The organism is Amycolatopsis sp. NPDC028719 (assembly GCF_055565395.1).
Genome location: NZ_JBVHUL010000002.1, coordinates 105,856 through 121,925 on the forward strand (window position 1 = coordinate 105,856; position 16,070 = coordinate 121,925).

The 16,070-nt window shown below is 71.5% G+C and carries 13 protein-coding genes; 10 read left to right on the forward strand and 3 right to left on the reverse strand.

All coding sequences use genetic code 11. The annotated features are described in order from the left end of the window. Positions 1-21 precede the first annotated feature (21 nt). Positions 22-612, reverse strand: a complete 591-nt coding sequence (locus ACZ4TR_RS08420) for a hypothetical protein (RefSeq protein WP_465286414.1) — start codon at positions 610-612, stop codon at positions 22-24. 56 nt (positions 613-668) lie between these two features. On the opposite strand from ACZ4TR_RS08420, the gene ACZ4TR_RS08425 reads away from it, so the two are divergent. Next, a complete protein-coding gene (locus ACZ4TR_RS08425; protein ID WP_465286415.1) occupies positions 669-1,034 on the forward strand; it encodes a DUF488 domain-containing protein in 366 nt (121 codons plus the stop codon). 62 nt (positions 1,035-1,096) lie between these two features. Here the strand turns inward: ACZ4TR_RS08425 and ACZ4TR_RS08430 are convergent, their stop codons facing one another. Together ACZ4TR_RS08430 and ACZ4TR_RS08435 are read right to left on the reverse strand one after the other, a co-directional pair. Then, positions 1,097-3,490, reverse strand: a complete 2,394-nt coding sequence (locus ACZ4TR_RS08430) for a glycoside hydrolase family 2 protein (protein WP_465286416.1) — start codon at positions 3,488-3,490, stop codon at positions 1,097-1,099. Between the two features lie 166 nt (positions 3,491-3,656). Next, positions 3,657-4,718, reverse strand: coding sequence for a LacI family DNA-binding transcriptional regulator (locus ACZ4TR_RS08435; RefSeq protein WP_465286417.1), 1,062 nt, complete (start codon positions 4,716-4,718; stop codon positions 3,657-3,659). Positions 4,719-4,868: 150 nt separating this feature from the next. Between ACZ4TR_RS08435 and ACZ4TR_RS08440 the strand changes: the two genes are divergently transcribed. From ACZ4TR_RS08440 to ACZ4TR_RS08480, 9 genes are all read left to right on the forward strand, one after another. Continuing rightward, positions 4,869-6,386 carry a sugar ABC transporter ATP-binding protein gene (locus ACZ4TR_RS08440; RefSeq protein WP_465286418.1) on the forward strand — a complete coding sequence of 506 codons (1,518 nt, stop codon included), beginning with the start codon at positions 4,869-4,871 and terminating at the stop codon, positions 6,384-6,386. Beyond that, a complete protein-coding gene (locus tag ACZ4TR_RS08445; protein ID WP_465286419.1) occupies positions 6,383-7,438 on the forward strand; it encodes an ABC transporter permease in 1,056 nt (351 codons plus the stop codon). Before ACZ4TR_RS08440 ends, ACZ4TR_RS08445 begins: the two co-directional genes overlap by 4 nt. Then, complete coding sequence (locus tag ACZ4TR_RS08450) at positions 7,431-8,444, forward strand: ABC transporter permease (protein ID WP_364523275.1); 1,014 nt, start codon at positions 7,431-7,433, stop codon at positions 8,442-8,444. Before ACZ4TR_RS08445 ends, ACZ4TR_RS08450 begins: the two co-directional genes overlap by 8 nt. Positions 8,445-8,449: 5 nt before the next feature. Beyond that, positions 8,450-9,514: a rhamnose ABC transporter substrate-binding protein gene (gene rhaS / locus ACZ4TR_RS08455; protein WP_465286420.1), complete on the forward strand. Its 1,065-nt coding sequence runs from the start codon at positions 8,450-8,452 to the stop codon at positions 9,512-9,514. Between the two features lie 65 nt (positions 9,515-9,579). Then, on the forward strand, positions 9,580-9,924 hold the full coding sequence (locus tag ACZ4TR_RS08460; protein WP_364523279.1) for an L-rhamnose mutarotase: 345 nt from the start codon (positions 9,580-9,582) through the stop codon (positions 9,922-9,924). Next, positions 9,921-11,096: an L-rhamnose isomerase gene (rhaI, locus tag ACZ4TR_RS08465; protein WP_465286421.1), complete on the forward strand. Its 1,176-nt coding sequence runs from the start codon at positions 9,921-9,923 to the stop codon at positions 11,094-11,096. Before ACZ4TR_RS08460 ends, rhaI begins: the two co-directional genes overlap by 4 nt. A gap of 2 nt (positions 11,097-11,098) precedes the next feature. Continuing rightward, positions 11,099-13,129, forward strand: a complete 2,031-nt coding sequence (locus tag ACZ4TR_RS08470; protein WP_465286422.1) for a bifunctional aldolase/short-chain dehydrogenase — start codon at positions 11,099-11,101, stop codon at positions 13,127-13,129. A 9-nt stretch (positions 13,130-13,138) separates the two neighbouring features. Then, entirely contained in the window at positions 13,139-14,560 is a 1,422-nt protein-coding gene (locus tag ACZ4TR_RS08475) for an arabinose isomerase (RefSeq protein WP_465286423.1), read from the forward strand. A 5-nt stretch (positions 14,561-14,565) separates the two neighbouring features. After that, positions 14,566-15,963, forward strand: a complete 1,398-nt coding sequence (locus ACZ4TR_RS08480; protein ID WP_465287328.1) for a rhamnulokinase — start codon at positions 14,566-14,568, stop codon at positions 15,961-15,963. The last annotated feature ends 107 nt before the right edge of the window (positions 15,964-16,070 follow it).

The window sequence follows — 16,070 nt, forward strand, 5'->3', positions numbered from 1 at the left end:
CCGCTTCGCACCACGTGAAGCTCAGCGGGCGCTGTCGTCGATCTGCACGGGGTAGCCGGCGCGCAGGACCGCGATCGTGGCCGGTGGGGTCAGTACCGGGACGGTTCCTGCCTTGGGCAGCTGCTGCTTGCGGCCGTAGCCGCCGGTCGTCCACGTGGTCAGGTGCCCGTCGACGACGAGTTCCGGGTGGTCGCCGCGGAGTACGAAGACGCCGTCCGGGAGATCTGCCCAGCTCAGGTCGTGGAGCCGGCGGGTGTGGGTGCCGCGGAGCAGGCGTTCCGAGTGCAGCCGCCGGTTCATCTCGGTGGCCGACGGCGTGCCGGGCCAGGCGTCGCGGTAGGCGGTGTACGCGGGGCGGCGGCACTCGCCGCAGGGCCGGTGCCCGGCCGCGAACGAGACGGCTTCGTCGTGGAAGTACAGGTGCGTGTAGCGGTTCGGCAGCCACTGCTCGCGCCACCTGCCGCCGAACGTGAGCGCGCAGGTGATCCACAGGTCGCCGCCGTGGAAGCGGACGATCTCGTGGCCCCGGTGCAGGACGCCCCGGTTGCCGGTCCACGCGCCGCGCAGCGGGATGTCGGCGATGTCACCGGTCGGCGTCACGCGGTTGCGCACCGGAGTCCTCGCTTTCCGGAGTGGCGGGGCGCGCGGGCGCGCCGCAGAATGCGCGCATGCAGCCGACGGTCGTCCGGGTGGCGCGGCTGGCCGACCCGGCCGGGCCCGCCGACGGCGTCCGCGTGCTCGTCGAACGCCTGTGGCCGCGCGGGACCGCCCGCACGGCGGTGGTCCTGGACGGCTGGTACCGCGGGCTGGCGCCGTCCGACGAGCTGCGCACCTGGTACGGCCACGATCCCGGGCGGTTCGCGGAGTTCGCCGAGCGGTACCGCGCGGAGCTGCGCGAACCCGATCGGGCGGCGGCCTTGGAGCGGCTGCGCGCGCTGGCGGCGGGTCGGCCGGTGACGCTGCTGACGGCGAGCGGGTCGCCGCGGATCAGCCAGGCGGCGGTCCTGGCCGAGGTCCTCGCCGGCGAGGGGTGACGCGGGCGCGGGGTGACACCGGCCGCGATGGTTGCCGGCGAAGTTCTGATCCACCTCCCCGCTCATGACCGGGACCCGCCTTCCGAGCCACTCGCGGTCGTCGTCACCGTCGCGGTCGCCGTCCCCAGCGTGTCATGGCGGGCGGTCAGCGTCAGCACCCCCGGCGGTCCCGCGAACGGCCGCAGCCACACCGCCGCCGCGCCGCCCGTCGCGCCCAGATCCATCGTCGTGTCACCGACCAGCTCCGCAGGACCGGTCAGCGCCAGCGTCACCTTCCCGGTCGCGCCGGCGCGCAAGGTCCCGAAGCGGTCCGAAGCGGACACCACGACGCGAGTCGCGTCGCCGCCGTCGGCGCGCAGCTGCGGGTCGTCCGGGACGCACGCCAGCACGTCGTGGCTCCGATCGCCGCTGAAGCGCCGGGACACCACCAGCCGGTCACCCACATATCCGTCGATGCGCAGCTGGGGACGCCGCCCGCGCGGCACCGTCAGGTCGGCGGCGAACGGTGGATACCGGAGGTGCGGGAACTCCGCGCGACGGCTGCGCGCCGAACCCACCGGCCGGTCGTCCAGGAACAGCTCGAGCCGGTCGCAGTTGGACCAGATCGTCGCGGCCCGCCCGGGTCCGGCCGGCGACGCGGTGAAGTCCCAGGCGAACCCGGGCTCGACGACCGCGCGCGCCCGCGGATCGCCCTGCGAGGCGTAGAACGCGGCGGCGGGCTTGGGGATCCGGAAGAAGTCCGAGACGCCGCAGAACTTCGACCCGCCCAGCGAGCGTTGCCAGCCCGACGGGTAGTCGAACGCGCACCACGCGAGCAGCCCGCAGTAGCGGTCGTCGGCGGCGGCCAGGTCGTGGGCCTTCGCGTGCAGCTCGGCCTGCAGCTGCTGGGCCGCGGCGGGGTCCGTCCGGCGGTAGGTGCGGGGGCCGGCCAGGGTGCCGATCGTCTCCGTGACCAGGTACGGGACTCCCGCGCGCGGCGGGCGCAGCTGAAAGGGCGCGCCTCGGCGGGCGGTGTAGTCGTTGTAGGCCAGGACCTCGACGTCACTGCCGGCGAACCGCGCGCCCGTGGAGCTGGCCAGCGCGCCGCTCGTGGGCCGGGACGGGTCGAGCTTCCGCGCGAGCCGCCCGGTCCGGCCGTACATCGCCGTCGTGCCGTTGGCCTCGTTCACGCGGGTGCCCCACACGACGATGCTGGGGTGGTTGCGGTCGCGGATGATCATGCCCGAGACGTCCCGGAAGTTCTGCTGCTGCCAGGCGGCGTCCCCGATCCGGCCCCAGCCGGGGATCTCCTCCCACACCAGCAGGCCCAGCTCGTCGCACGCGTCGAGGAACGCGCTCGACTGCGGGTAGTGCGAGCAGCGGACCATCGTGCAGTTCAGCTCGCGCCGCAGGATCTCGGCGTCGCGACGCTGGACGCGATCCGGCATCGCCCCGCCTGCGAACGGGTACCACTGGTGCCGGTTGAGGCCGAACAGCTTGAGCCGCCGCCCGTTGAGGAAGAAGCCGTCCGAGGTGAACGCGGCTTCGCGGAACCCGACCCGGACGACCTGCTGGTCGAGTGCCCGCGGCCCGGACCGGACGCTCACCACGACGTCGCAGAGCGCCGGGTCCTCGACGTCCCACAGCCGGACCGCGCCCAGCCCGCCGACGTCGAACTCGACGGTCTTCGTGCCGACCGGCATCGGCGCGACACCGGTGCTGCCGCGCGCGATCTCCCGGCCTGCCTGCCGCACGGACGCGGTCACCTGCAGCGGCTCCCCGATCGCGACCGTCGTGTCCAGTTCGCAGGTCAGGTGCAGCGACCGAGCGGGACCGAGGACGTCGACCGGGCGGGCGAAGACGTCGGCGAGCCGGGTGCGGGGCACGGTGCCGATCGAGGCCGGCCGGTAGATTCCGGCCGGCTGGTAGAAGTCGATCGCCGAAGGACCCGCGGTGCTCGGCAGGTTGGGCGGGACGTCGAGCTGCCAGCGCCCGTCGACGACCACGGCGAGGACGTTGTCGCCCACCGTCACCTGCGGCAGCTCGACCTCGAAGGGCAGGTACCCGCCTTCGTGGGTCGCGACGAGCGCGCCGTTCAGGTACACCGACGCGTTCGTCATGACGCCGTCGAAACGCGCTCGCACGCGTTCGGCGGTCATCGCCGCGGTCACGGTGAAGTGCTTGCGGTAGATCCACCGGTCCTGCCACGACGACGGTTGCCAGCCGGTCCACGAAAGCGGCGTCACGCAGTGGGGGAGCTGCACCGGCGAGAGGTCGACCTCGTCGAAACCGAGGTCCGCGCAGCCGTCTTCATAGCGCCCGAACAACCAGAAATCGCCCAGCCGCACGGCATCCGGATCCGGCTCGCCGAGTCCGGCCGACCCGGCGACGGTGCCGACGGCGGCGACCCCGAGCAGCGCGGCCCCGCTCGCGGCGAGGAACCCGCGCCGCGACACGCGCGGCTTCTCCTCGGCCATCGACGACCTCCGTGCTCGGTGTCCCACCCGGGGAATCGCTCCCGACGGCTAAGACGTCACAAGCGATCAAAGGGTTGGCTCTTCCTGTGCCGATCGTTACCGATCCGACCACAGTCACGGCCGAATGACTTTCGGAGCAACGGTTACGTGCCGCTCGGGGGCCGGCCTACTTTTGGTCGGATTGGTAGTGCAGAGTCGAAGCCCGGACCACCAGCTCGGGGGTGAAGACGACCTGCCGGTGCTCGTGGCCCGGTTCGGACTCGTCCAGCAGCAGCTCCGCCGCCGTGCGGCCCAGGCGCCGCCGGGGCTGGCGGACCGACGTCAGCGGGACCGCGGCCGCCGCCGCGAACTCGATGTCGTCGTAGCCCACGATCGCCATGTCCCGGGGGACGTTCATGCGCAGGTTCGCGCACGTCTGCAGCAGGCCGAGCGCCACCAGGTCGTTGGCGCAGAAGGCCGCGGTCGGGCGGACCGACGCCGGCAGCCCGGCCAGCCGCTCACCCGCGCCGCGGCCGTCGGCCACGGTCAGGGCCGTCGTCGTGAGGTCGACCAGGTGATCGGGACCGAGCCCGGCCGCGCGAAGGGCCCGCAACGCGCCCAGCCGCCGGTCGCGGACCTGGCCGACCGTCGTGTGGTTGCCGATGAACGCGATGCGGTCGTGCCCCTGCTCGATCAGGTGCCGCACGGCGATCTCGCCGCCGTAGACGTCGTCGACCGCGACCGAGCAGTGCGCGGTTCCGCCGGGCGTGCGGTCGACGACCACCACCGGCGTCCCGCGGCGCGCGATCTCGCCCAGCAGCGGGGCGTCCGGGTCGACCGGCGTGATGAGGATGCCCTGCACCCGCTGCTGTTCGAGGCGGCCGAGGTAAGCCTCCTCGCGCGCGGACTGGTGGGCGCTGTTGCAGAGGAACAGCGAGAGGCCGCCCTCGCCGGCGGCGTCCGCGGCGTCCTCCATGCCGGCCGCGACGTCGGTGAAGAACGGGTTGCTGCCGTCGAGCATCACGTACGCGAGCACGCGGCTGCGCCCGGCCCGCAGCTGGCGCGCGGACTCGTTGCGCACGAACCGGAGCTCGGCCATCGCGGTCTCGACCTTCGCGCGTGTGGCGGGGCTGACGCGGTCGGGCCGGTTGAGCACGTTGGACACCGTGCCGAGGGAGACGCCCGCGGCCGCGGCGACGTCCTTCATGCCGGCCGCTCTCGGCTCGGCACCGGACTCCTGGACCGTCATGGATCCCCCTTATTGAAACGTAACATCGCCACGAACAGTCCGGCCGTGAAGACGTTGGGCCACGGTTCGATGGATTCATTGACTTGCTCTTCGCTCGCATAGTAGCGTCACCGCACCAGATTTGTGAAACCTTTCAATCCGGAGGTCGCGATGACGCGGCAGGACTCGGACCGGCCGCCTCTGCTGGAGGTGCGCGGCGTGACGAAGTCGTTCGGCGCCGTCGCGGCGGTCGCCGGGGTGAGCTTCGGCCTGTACCCCGGCGAAGCCCACGCGCTCGTCGGCGAGAACGGTGCCGGCAAGTCCACGATCGTGAAGATGCTCGCCGGGGTGCACAAGCCCGACGACGGCACGCTGCTGCTGGACGGGCGCCCGGTGGAATTCGGTTCGCCGGCCGACGCCAAGGCCGCCGGCATCGCGGTGATCTACCAGGAACCGACGTTGTTCCCGGATCTTTCGGTCGCGGAGAACATCGTGATGGGCCGTCACCCGCGCAAGAGCCTCGGCCGCATCGACCGGGCCGCGATCCGCGCCGAAGCCGACCGGCTGTTCACCCGGCTCGGCGTCCGGATCGACCCGGCCCGCCCGGCCCGCGGGCTGTCGATCGCGGACCAGCAGATCGTGGAGATCGCCAAGGCGCTCAGCGCGGACGCCCGCGTGCTGGTCATGGACGAGCCGACCGCCGCGCTGAGCCGCGTGGAGGTCGAGCGGCTGTTCACGGTCGCGCGGACGCTGCGCGAAGAAGGTGCGGCGATCATGTTCATCTCGCACCGCTTCGAGGAGATCACCGAGCTGTGCCAGCGCGTGACGATCATGCGCGACGGCAAGCACGTCTCCACCGACCTCGTCGCCGACGTCACGGTCGACGAGATGGTGAAGCGCATGGTCGGCCGGGATCTGGATGCGCTGTTCCCCAAGCAGGACGTCGAGCCCGGCGCGGTGGTCCTCGAAGTCGAAGGTCTGGCGCGCGAAGGCGTCTTCCGCGACATCTCCTTCTCCGTGCGCGCGGGGGAGATCGTCGCGTTCGCCGGGCTCGTCGGGTCCGGCCGCTCCGAGGTCGTCCAGGCCGTGTTCGGAGTGGACGAACGCGACGCCGGAACCGTGCGGGTGAACGGGAAGAAGCTCAAGGCGCACTCGTCGCGGGCCGCGATGAACGCCGGGATGGCGCTGGTCCCCGAGGACCGGCGTCAGCAGGGCCTGATCATGGACCTGTCGATCGAGCGCAACGTGACGCTGCCGCGCTCCGGCGCGCTCGCGAACTTCGGGTTCCTGAGCGGCGGCAGCGAACGGCAGGAGGCGCGGCGCTGGACCGAGCGGCTGCGCACCAAGTACCGCCGCCTCGGTGACCCCGTCGGCACGCTTTCGGGCGGCAACCAGCAGAAGGTCGTCCTGGCGAAGTGGCTGGCGATGGCGCCGAAGGTGCTGATCGTGGACGAACCGACCCGCGGCATCGACGTCGGCACGAAGGCCGAGGTGCACCGGCTGATGTCGGCGCTCGCGGCCGAAGGCGTCGCCGTCGTCATGGTGTCGTCCGAACTGCCGGAGGTGCTGGGGATGGCCGACCGCGTGCTGGTGATGCGGGAGGGGCGGATCGTCGCCGAGATCCCGCGCGCCGAAGCCACCGAAGACTCGGTCATGTTCGCCGCGATGGGACAGGGGGCCGCCGCGTGAACGCGACCAAGGTGGCCGCGCCGCCGCGGGAATCGTCGGTGGACCGGCGGTCCTGGACCGCGAACGTCTTCAAGGCCCGCGAATCCGGCATCGTCCTCGCCCTGATCGTCCTGGTCGTGTTCACCGCGACGCAGAACTCCCGGTTCCTGTCCGGCCAGAGCATCCGCGACATCCTGCTCGGCACGGCGATCCTCGCGGTGCTGGCCGTCGGGCAGGCGGTCGTGATCATCACCCGCAACATCGACCTGTCGGTGGGGTCCGTGCTCGGCCTGTCGGCGTTCGCCGTCGGCTCCCTGATGCGGGACAACCCGGGCCTTCCGGTGCTCGTCGCGCTGCTCGCCGGCCTCGCCGTCGGTGCGGTCTGCGGGCTGCTCAACGGAGTGCTCGTCCGGTACGGGCAGGTGCCCGCCCTGGTCGTCACCCTCGGCACGCTCTACGCCTTCCGCGGGGTCAGCTTCTTCTGGGCCGGTGGCCAGCAGATCAACGCCGACAAGCTGCCGGCGTCCTTCCTGGACTTCGGCACGGCGTCGGTGCTGGGGATCCCGTGGCTGGTGCTGATCGCGCTGGTCGTGCTGGTGATCGCGGGGATCGTGCTGCGCAGCTACCGCGCCGGCCGCGAGCTGTACGCGATGGGCTCGAGCCCGCAGGCGGCCCAGCTCGCGGGCATCAAGGTCGGCCGCAACACCAGCGCCGCGTTCCTGGTCAGCGGCGCGCTCGCGGGCCTGGCCGGGGTGCTGTTCGCCGCGCGGTTCGGCACCGTCGACGCCGCCGCGGGCACCGGCTACGAGCTGAACGTCGTCGCCGCGGCCGTCGTCGGCGGGGTCGCGGTGTTCGGCGGCAGCGGCTCGGTCTGGGGCGCCGGCCTCGGCGCGCTCCTGCTCACGGTCATCGGCAGCGCCCTGGCCGTGCTCGACATCAACCAGTTCTGGCAGCAGGCGATCGTCGGCGCGCTGATCCTGCTGGCGATCGGCGCCGACCGGCTGGTCGCCGTCCGGATTGAGAGAACACTGCGAAGGCGCTCAGGAACGCAGGAGAGGGATTCCCATGTCTGACCCCGGGAACCGGTTCGGCCGGCTGTTCAGCTGGGACGCCGCCGTCGTGCTCGTGACGGTCGTCGTGGTGCTGGTGGCCTCCGGCGCCGTCGAAAACTTCGGCACCAGCCGCAACTTCACCTTCCTGCTGCTCGACCTGCTGCCGATCGCGCTGATCGCGCTGCCGATGACGTTCATCATCGTCACCGGCGAGATCGACCTCTCGGTGGCGAGCACGCTCGGGCTGACGTCCGCGGTGATGGGTTCGCTGTGGGACGCGGGCCTGTCGATCGAGACGATCATCCCGCTCTGCATCCTGCTGGGCGCGGTGCTCGGCGCGGTCAACGGCTTCTTCGTCACCGTCCTGAAACTGCCCGCCCTCGCCGTCACGATCGGTACCCTGGCCCTCTACCGCGGCCTGGCCTTCGTCGTCCTCGGTGACGGCGCCGTGGCCGACTTCCCGCGGGCCTACACGGGCTGGGTCACCGGGACCATCGGCGACGGCCCGATCCCGAACGTGCTGATCCCGCTGATCGTGGTCGCGGCGCTGTTCGGCCTCGTGCTGCACGCGACGCCGATCGGCCGCAGCGTCTTCGCGGCCGGCGCGGGCGAACAGGCGGCGCGGTTCGCCGGGATCCGCACCGGGCGGCTCAAGTTCTGGCTCTACGTCGTGAGCGGCGCGGTGGCCGGGATCGCCGGGGTGCTGTGGACCCTGCGTTATTCCAGCGCCCGCGCCGACAACGGCTTCGGCCTCGAACTGGCCGTCGTGGCCGCCGTGCTGCTCGGCGGCGTGTCCATCTTCGGCGGCAAGGGCACGCTCCCGGGCGTGCTCGCCGGAGTGGTCCTGCTGGCGTCGCTGCAGAACGCGCTGCGTCTGCAGGACGTTTCGAACGAAGCCCTCAACATCGTGACCGGCGTGCTGCTCATCGTGTCGGTCCTGCTGCCCAACATCGTGTCCTCGGCCCGCACGGCACTCCGGCGCCGGCACCGAGCGGCCACTCCCAGCGCGGTATCCCCAGAAAGGTGACAAAGATGTCCCGACGGTTCCTCACCGGCGCAGTGTCGGCCGGGCTGGTGCTCGTGCTGGCCGCCTGCAGCGGCACGACGAAGAACGACGACAGCGGTGGGTCCGGCGCCCAGCAGCCGACCGCCGCGGCGAACCCGAACGCCGCGGCCAAGGAGGGCGTCAAGATGGCCTTCCTGCCCAAACAGCTCAACAACCCCTACAGCGACATCGAGGTCAGCGGCGGGAAGGAGGCGCTGGGTGAGCTGAAGGGCGAGTACAAGCTCGTCGGGCCGAACGACGCCAGCGCGTCGTCGCAGGTCAGCTACATCAACACGCTGATCCAGCAGCAGCAGGACGTCATCGGCATCGCCGCGAACGACCCGAACGCGGTGTGCCCGTCGCTCAACCAGGCCCGCAGCGCCGGCATCAAGGTCGTCGCGTTCGACTCCGACGCCGCCAAGGACTGCCGCGACGTCTTCATCAACCAGGCCACCACCCAGGGCATCGGCGAGGCGCTGGCCAAGCAGGCCAAGGACCTTTCCGGCGGGTCCGGTGAGATCGCTGTCCTGTCCGCGACGCCGAACGCCACCAACCAGAACGCCTGGATCGAGGTTCTCAAGAAGGAACTGGCGAAGCCGGAGTACGCGAGCCTGAAGCTGGACAAGGTCGCCTACGGCAACGACGACGACCAGAAGTCGTTCCAGGAGGCCCAGGGCCTGCTGCAGTCGTTCCCGAACCTCAAGGTGATCGTCGCGCCGACCACGGTCGGCATCGCGGCCGCCGCGCGCTACGTCAGCTCGTCGAGCTACAAGGGCAAGGTCGCGGTGACCGGGCTCGGCACGCCGAACCAGATGCGCGCGTTCGTCAAGGACGGCACCGTGAAGCAGTTCGCGCTGTGGAACCCGGCCGACATCGGCTACCTCGCCGCCTACGCGGGTGTCGCGCTCAAGTCCGGCCAGATCTCGGGCAAGGAAGGCGAGACGTTCAAGGCGGGCAAGCTCGGCGACTACAAGATCGGCGCGAGCGGTGAGATCGTCCTCGGCCCGCCGACGACGTTCGACGCGAACAACATCGACAAGTTCAACTTCTGACGAGTCCCCGCGGCCGGGCCGGATCGCCGTCCCGGCCCGGCCGCGGGATCCACAAAGGATGGCCAGTGCCCCGATATTGCTTCTGCCTCCAGGTGAAGCCGGACCGGAAAGCCGAGTACGCGCGGCGGCACCGCGCGGTGTGGCCCGAGATGCGGCAGGCCCTGCTCGACACCGGCTGGCGCAACTACTCGCTCTTCCTGCGCGACGACGGCCTCCTGATCGGGTACGTCGAAGCCGACGACCTCGACGCCGCGCAGGCGGCCATGGCGGAGACCGAGGTCAACGCCCGCTGGCAGGCGGAGATGGCGGAGTTCTTCACCGGTCTCGACGGCGGCCCGCCCGACGAAGGTTTTCAGCTCCTGGACGAGGTCTTCCACCTCGAACCCTCCACCGTCGCGGAAGGACAGTGATCGCCGTGGGCGACTTGACGGCCGTGAAACAGGCCCTGCGGGCCCAGCGCATCGAGACGCCGTCGTGGGCGTACGCGAACTCGGGCACCCGGTTCAAGGTGTTCCCGCAACCCGGTGTCCCGCGGACACCAGAAGAGAAGATCGCCGACGCCGCGACCGTGCACCGGTTCACCGGGGTCGCCCCGAGCGTCGCGCTGCACATCCCGTGGGACCGCGTCGACGACTACGGCGCCCTGACGGCCTACGCGCGTGAGCAGGGCGTCGAGATCGGCGCGATCAACACCAACGTGTTCCAGGACGAGGACTACAAGCTCGGCTCGGTCACCAACCCGGACGCCGGCATCCGCCGCAAGGCCACCGACCACCTCCTCGAGGCCATCTCCATCATGGACGCGACAGGCTCGCGCGACCTCAAGCTGTGGTTCTCCGACGGCATCAACTACCCGGGCCAGGACGACATCCGCGACCGTCAGGACCGGCTGGCCGCGGCGCTTCGCGAAGCGTACGACCGGCTGGGCCCGGACCAGCGGATGCTGCTGGAGTACAAGCTCTTCGAGCCCGCCTTCTACGCCACCGACGTCCCCGACTGGGGCACGTCCTATGCGCACTGCATCGAGCTGGGGGAGCGGGCGACGGTGTGCATCGACACCGGCCACCACGCCCCGGGCACGAACATCGAGTTCATCGTGGCGTTCCTGCTGCGGGCCGGGAAGCTCGGCGCGTTCGACTTCAACTCGCGCTTCTACGCCGACGACGACCTGATGGTCGGGGCGGCGGACCCGTTCCAGCTGTTCCGGATCATGTACGAGATCGTCCGCGGCGAGGCACTCGACCCGTCCTACGGGATCGCGTTCATGCTCGACCAGTGCCACAACATCGAGGCCAAGATCCCGGCGATCATCCGTTCGGTGATGAACGTCCAGGAGGCCACGGCCAAGGCGCTGCTCGTCGACCGGACCGCGTTGCGCGTGGCCCAGCAGGCGGGGGACGTGCTCGGCGCGAACGCGGTGCTGATGGACGCCTACAACACCGACGTCCGGCCGCTGCTGGCCGAGCTGCGCGAGGACGCCGGGCTCGACCCGGACCCGGTCGCGGCGTACCACCGCAGTGGGTACCAGGAGAAGATCGTGGCCGAGCGCGCCGGCGGCACGCAGGCCGGATGGGGAGCATGACGATGACCGTGCCGGAGCAGCTCATCGCGCGCAGCAACGCGCTCGGAGCCGACCCGCGCAACACCAACTACGCCGGCGGCAACACCTCCGCCAAGGGCGCCGTCACCGACCCGGTGACCGGCGCGCCCACGGAGGTCTTGTGGGTCAAGGGCTCCGGCGGCGACCTCGGCACGCTCACCGAGCCGGGCCTCGCGGTGCTGCGGCTCGACCGGCTGCGGGCCCTGGTGGACGTCTACCCGGGCGTCGAGCGTGAAGACGAGATGGTCGCCGCGTTCGACTACTGCCTGCACGGGCGGGGCGGCGCGGCGCCGTCGATCGACACCGCGATGCACGGCCTGGTCGAGGCCCCGCACGTCGATCACCTGCACCCGGACTCCGGCATCGCCCTGGCCACCGCGGCCGACGGCGCGGCGCTGACGAAGGAGTGCTTCGGCGACCGCGTCGCGTGGGTGGACTGGCGGCGGCCCGGGTTCCAGCTGGGCCTGGACATCGCCGCGGTCAAGGCGGCCAACCCGCAGGCCATCGGCGTCATCCTCGGCGGGCACGGCATCACGGCGTGGGGCGCGACCTCCGAAGAGTGCGAGCGGAACTCCCTCGACATCATCCGCACCGCGGAGAAGTTCCTGGCCGAGCGCGGGGTCGCCGAGCCGTTCGGGCCGGTCGTACCCGGGTTCGAGGCGCTTCCCGAAACCGAGCGCCACGCGCGTGCGGCGGCGTTGGCGCCGGTGGTGCGCGGGCTGGCGTCGACCGACCAGCGTCAGGTCGGGCACTACACCGACAGCGACGTCGTGCTGGAGTTCCTCTCGCGGGAGAAGCTTGCGCCGCTGGCCGCACTCGGGACCTCCTGCCCGGACCACTTCCTGCGCACCAAGGTGCGTCCCCTGGTCGTGGACCTCCCGGCGACCGCGCCGCTGGAAGACGTCGTCACGCGGCTGAAGGAGCTGCACGCCGAGTACCGCGACGCCTACCGCGCCTACTACGAGCGGCACGCCGTCGCCGATTCGCCCACGATGCGCGGCGCCGACCCGGCGATCGTGCTCGTCCCCGGGGTCGGGATGTTCTCCTTCGGCAAGGACAAGCAGACCGCGCGGGTGGCGGGCGAGTTCTACGTCAACGCCATCAACGTGATGCGGGGAGCGGAGGCGGTTTCCTCCTACGCGCCGATCCCCGAGAGCGAGAAGTTCCGGATCGAGTACTGGGCTCTCGAAGAGGCCAAGCTGCGGCGGATGCCGAAGCCCAAGCCCCTGGCCGGGCGGATCGCCCTGGTGACCGGGGCGGCGTCGGGCATCGGCAAGGCGATCGCCCAGCGGCTCGCCGCCGAGGGTGCCTGCGTCGCCATCGCCGACCTGAACGCCTCGGCCGCCGCGGAGACGGCGTCGGAGATCGGGAACGCGGACAAGGCCATCGCGGTCACCGCCGACGTCACCGACGCCGCCGCGGTCCAGGCCGCGATCGACGCGACCGTGCTGGCCTTCGGCGGGATCGACCTGGTCGTCAACAACGCGGGGCTGTCCATCTCGAAGCCGCTGCTGGAGACCACCGAACGCGACTGGGACCTGCAGCACGACGTGATGGCCAAGGGCTCGTTCCTGGTCGCGCGCGCGGCAGCGAAGGCGATGATCGACCAGGGCATCGGCGGCGACGTCGTCTACATCTCGTCGAAGAACTCGGTGTTCGCCGGCCCGAACAACGTCGCCTACGGCGCGGCCAAGGCCGACCAGGCCCACCAGGTCCGGCTGCTGGCGGCCGAGCTCGGCGGGCACGGCATCCGCGTCAACGGCGTCAACCCGGACGGCGTCGTCCAGGGCTCCGGCATCTTCGCCGGTGGCTGGGGCGCCCAGCGCGCCGCCGTCTACGGCGTCGAGGAGTCGAAGCTCGGCGAGTTCTACGCCCAGCGGACCATCCTCAAGCGCGAGGTGCTGCCCGAGCACGTCGCGGCCGCGGTGTTCGCGTTGACCGGCGGCGACCTCACCCACACCACCGGCCTGCACGTGCCGGTGGACGCCGGGGTGGCCGCCGCGTTCCTGCGTTAAGGAGGATCGATGACCCTCGATCGCATCACCCCGCGCAAGACCCGCGTCGGCCTCGTCTCCGGCGGGCTCGGCGCGTACTGGCCGCAGTTCCCTTCGCTGTTGCCGCAGCTGGAGGCCTCGGCGCGGCGCGTCGCTGCCCGGCTGTCCGAAATGGACTGCGAGGTGGTCGACGCCGGGTTCGTCTCGGACGCGGTCGAAGGCGCCGCCGCGGCCGAGAAGCTCCGGGTGGCCGGGTGCGACCTGATCGTCGGGTTCCTCACGACGTACCTGACCTCCAGCATGCTGGCGCCGGTCGCGCAGCGCTCGGGCGCGCCGGTGCTGCTGCTGAACCTGCAGCCGACCGAGGCGATGGACCACGAGTCCTTCGACACCGGCGCATGGCTGGCCTACTGCGGGGCCTGCTCGCTGCCGGAGATGGCCAACGCGTTCCGCCGCGTGGGCGTCGAGTTCCGGTCGGTGTCGGGGTACCTCGAGGATGCCCGGGCGTGGGCGCGGATCGAGCGGTGGATCAAGGCGGCCGGCGTCCGGGCGGCGCTGCGGCACGGGCGCCACGGCCTGCTCGGGCACCTGTACCCGGGCATGATGGACGTCTCCACCGACCCGACCCTGGTGTCCGGCCGGCTCGGCGGGCACGTCGAGATCCTGGAGATCGACGACCTGCGGGTGCGCGTGGAGAAGGTCACCGACGACGAGACCGCGGCGCGCGTCGCCCTGGCGCGTGAAGTGTTCACGGTGGACTCTTCGGTTGTCGACGAAGACTTCGCTTGGGGCGCGCGGGTTTCGGTTGCGTTGGACCGGCTGGTTTCGGACTTCGCGCTGGACTCCCTGGCCTACTACCACCGGGGTCTCGACGGCGAGACGCACGAGCGCGTCGGCGCCGGGTTCATCCTCGGCGCGTCCCTGCTCACCGCGCGCGGCATCCCGGCGGTCGGCGAGTACGAGCTGCGGACGTCCCTGGCGATGCTGGTCATGGACCGGCTCGGCGCGGGCGGCTCGTTCACCGAGCTCCAGGCGCTGAACTTCCGGGACAACGTGGTCGAGATGGGCCACGACGGCCCGGCGCACCTCGGCATCAGCGCCCGCAAGCCGCTGCTGCGCGGCCTCGGCGTCTACCACGGCAAGCGCGGCTGGGGCGTGTCGGTCGAGTTCGACGTCAAGCACGGGCCGGTGACCCTGTGCGGGCTCGGGCAGCGGCGCGACGGCACGTTCTCGCTCATCGCGTCCGAGGGCACGGTCGTGCCCGGGCCGCTGCTGCGGATCGGCAACACGACGTCCCGCGTCGACTTCGGGTGCGACCCGGGGGAGTGGACCGACGCGTGGTCGGCCAGCGGGATCGCGCACCACTGGGCGCTCGGCACCGGCCACCGGGTCGCCGAGCTGACGGCCGTCGCGGACCTGCTCGGGCTGGAGCTGACCGTGGTGAACCCGTGAGGCGAGTGGCGGCCGTCGACCTCGGCGCGTCCAGTGGGCGGGTCATGGCGGGGACTGTCGGCAGCTCCACGTTGAGCGTCGAGGAGGTGCGCCGGTTCCCGAACGGCGGCATCCAGGCGGGACCGACGCTGTACTGGGACGTCCTGGGGCTGTACCGCGAAACGCTCGCCGGGATCCGGGAGGCCGGCGCGGTGTCCGGGGTCGGGATCGACTCGTGGGCGGTCGACTACGGCCTCCTGGACGATCGGGGTGCGCTGCTCGGCAACCCCGTCCACTACCGCGACTCGCGTACGGACGGAGTACCCGCGACGGTGGCTGCTTCCGTGTCCGCGCGCAAGCTGTACGACATCACGGGGCTGCAGCAGCTGCCGTTCAACACGCTGTACCAGCTGGTGTCCGAGGGCGACCGGCTCGACGCGGCCCGGACGATGCTGCTGATCCCGGACCTGCTGAACTACTGGCTCACGGGGTCGGTCGGGGCCGAGCGGACGAACGCGTCGACCACGCAGCTCTACGACGTGCGGGCGCGGACCTGGGCTTCGTCGCTCGCTTCGCAGGTCGGGATCCCGCCGCGGTTGCTGCCGCCGTTGCGCGACCCGGGCACGGTGGTGGGCACTTCCTCGGAGCTGGCAGGACTGCCGGTGGTCGCGGTCGGTTCGCACGACACGGCGTCCGCGGTGGTCGCCGTGCCCGCTTCGCCGGGGACGAACTTCGCTTACATCTCTTCGGGCACGTGGTCTTTGGCCGGCCTGGAGCTGCCCTCGCCGGAGCTGAGCGACGCGGCGCTGGCGGCGAACTTCACGAACGAAGGCGGCGTCGACGGCACAATCCGCTTTCTGCGCAACGTAATGGGCCTGTGGGTGCTGTCGGAGACGCTGCGGACGTGGTCCACTTCGGACTTGCCGGGGCTTCTCTCTGCGGCAGCCGCTTCGCCCGGGCTGTCGGCGGTCGTGGACATCGACGCGCCGGAGTTTCTTCCCCCCGGCGACATGCCGGCCCGCCTCGCGGCGGCCTGCACGGCAACCGGTCAGCGGCCGCCTTCGGAGCGGGGCGAGGTGGTCCGGTGCATCCTGGACAGCCTGGCGCTGGCATACCGCCGCACGCTCCGGGCGGCGTCGTCGATCACGGGCCGCCCGATCGACGTGGTCCACATCGTCGGCGGCGGGGCTCGCAACGAGCTGCTGTGCCAGTTGACGGCGGACGCGTGCGGAGTCCCGGTCCTGGCAGGCCCGGTCGAGGCGGCGGCGCTGGGGAACGTGCTGGTTCAGGCCAGGGCGCTGGGGGAGGACCTCCCGGATCTGGCGGCGATGCGGGCTTTGGTGAGGGAGACCCAGGAGGTCCGCCGCTACGAGCCCTCGGGTTCGAGCGACTGGGCGGCGGCCGAGGCCCGGCTGGCAGGGTGACTTGGCGCGCTCGGCCGGCCAGGTCGGCCCGCTGAGTTGCGCCGGTTCGCTCGCCGGGTCGGCCGGCCCGGTCCGAACGCAGTGAATGACCCATTCCTGTCGTCCAG

Coding starts and splice junctions, on each gene's coding strand:
- ACZ4TR_RS08425 (WP_465286415.1), top strand. CDS start 669: ATGCAGCCGACGGTCGTCCGGGTGGCGCGGCTGGCCGACCCGGCCGGG.
- ACZ4TR_RS08430 (WP_465286416.1), bottom strand. CDS start 3,490: ATGGCCGAGGAGAAGCCGCGCGTGTCGCGGCGCGGGTTCCTCGCCGCG.
- ACZ4TR_RS08435 (WP_465286417.1), bottom strand. CDS start 4,718: ATGACGGTCCAGGAGTCCGGTGCCGAGCCGAGAGCGGCCGGCATGAAG.
- ACZ4TR_RS08440 (WP_465286418.1), top strand. CDS start 4,869: ATGACGCGGCAGGACTCGGACCGGCCGCCTCTGCTGGAGGTGCGCGGC.
- ACZ4TR_RS08450 (WP_364523275.1), top strand. CDS start 7,431: ATGTCTGACCCCGGGAACCGGTTCGGCCGGCTGTTCAGCTGGGACGCC.
- rhaS (WP_465286420.1), top strand. CDS start 8,450: ATGTCCCGACGGTTCCTCACCGGCGCAGTGTCGGCCGGGCTGGTGCTC.
- ACZ4TR_RS08470 (WP_465286422.1), top strand. CDS start 11,099: ATGACCGTGCCGGAGCAGCTCATCGCGCGCAGCAACGCGCTCGGAGCC.
- ACZ4TR_RS08475 (WP_465286423.1), top strand. CDS start 13,139: ATGACCCTCGATCGCATCACCCCGCGCAAGACCCGCGTCGGCCTCGTC.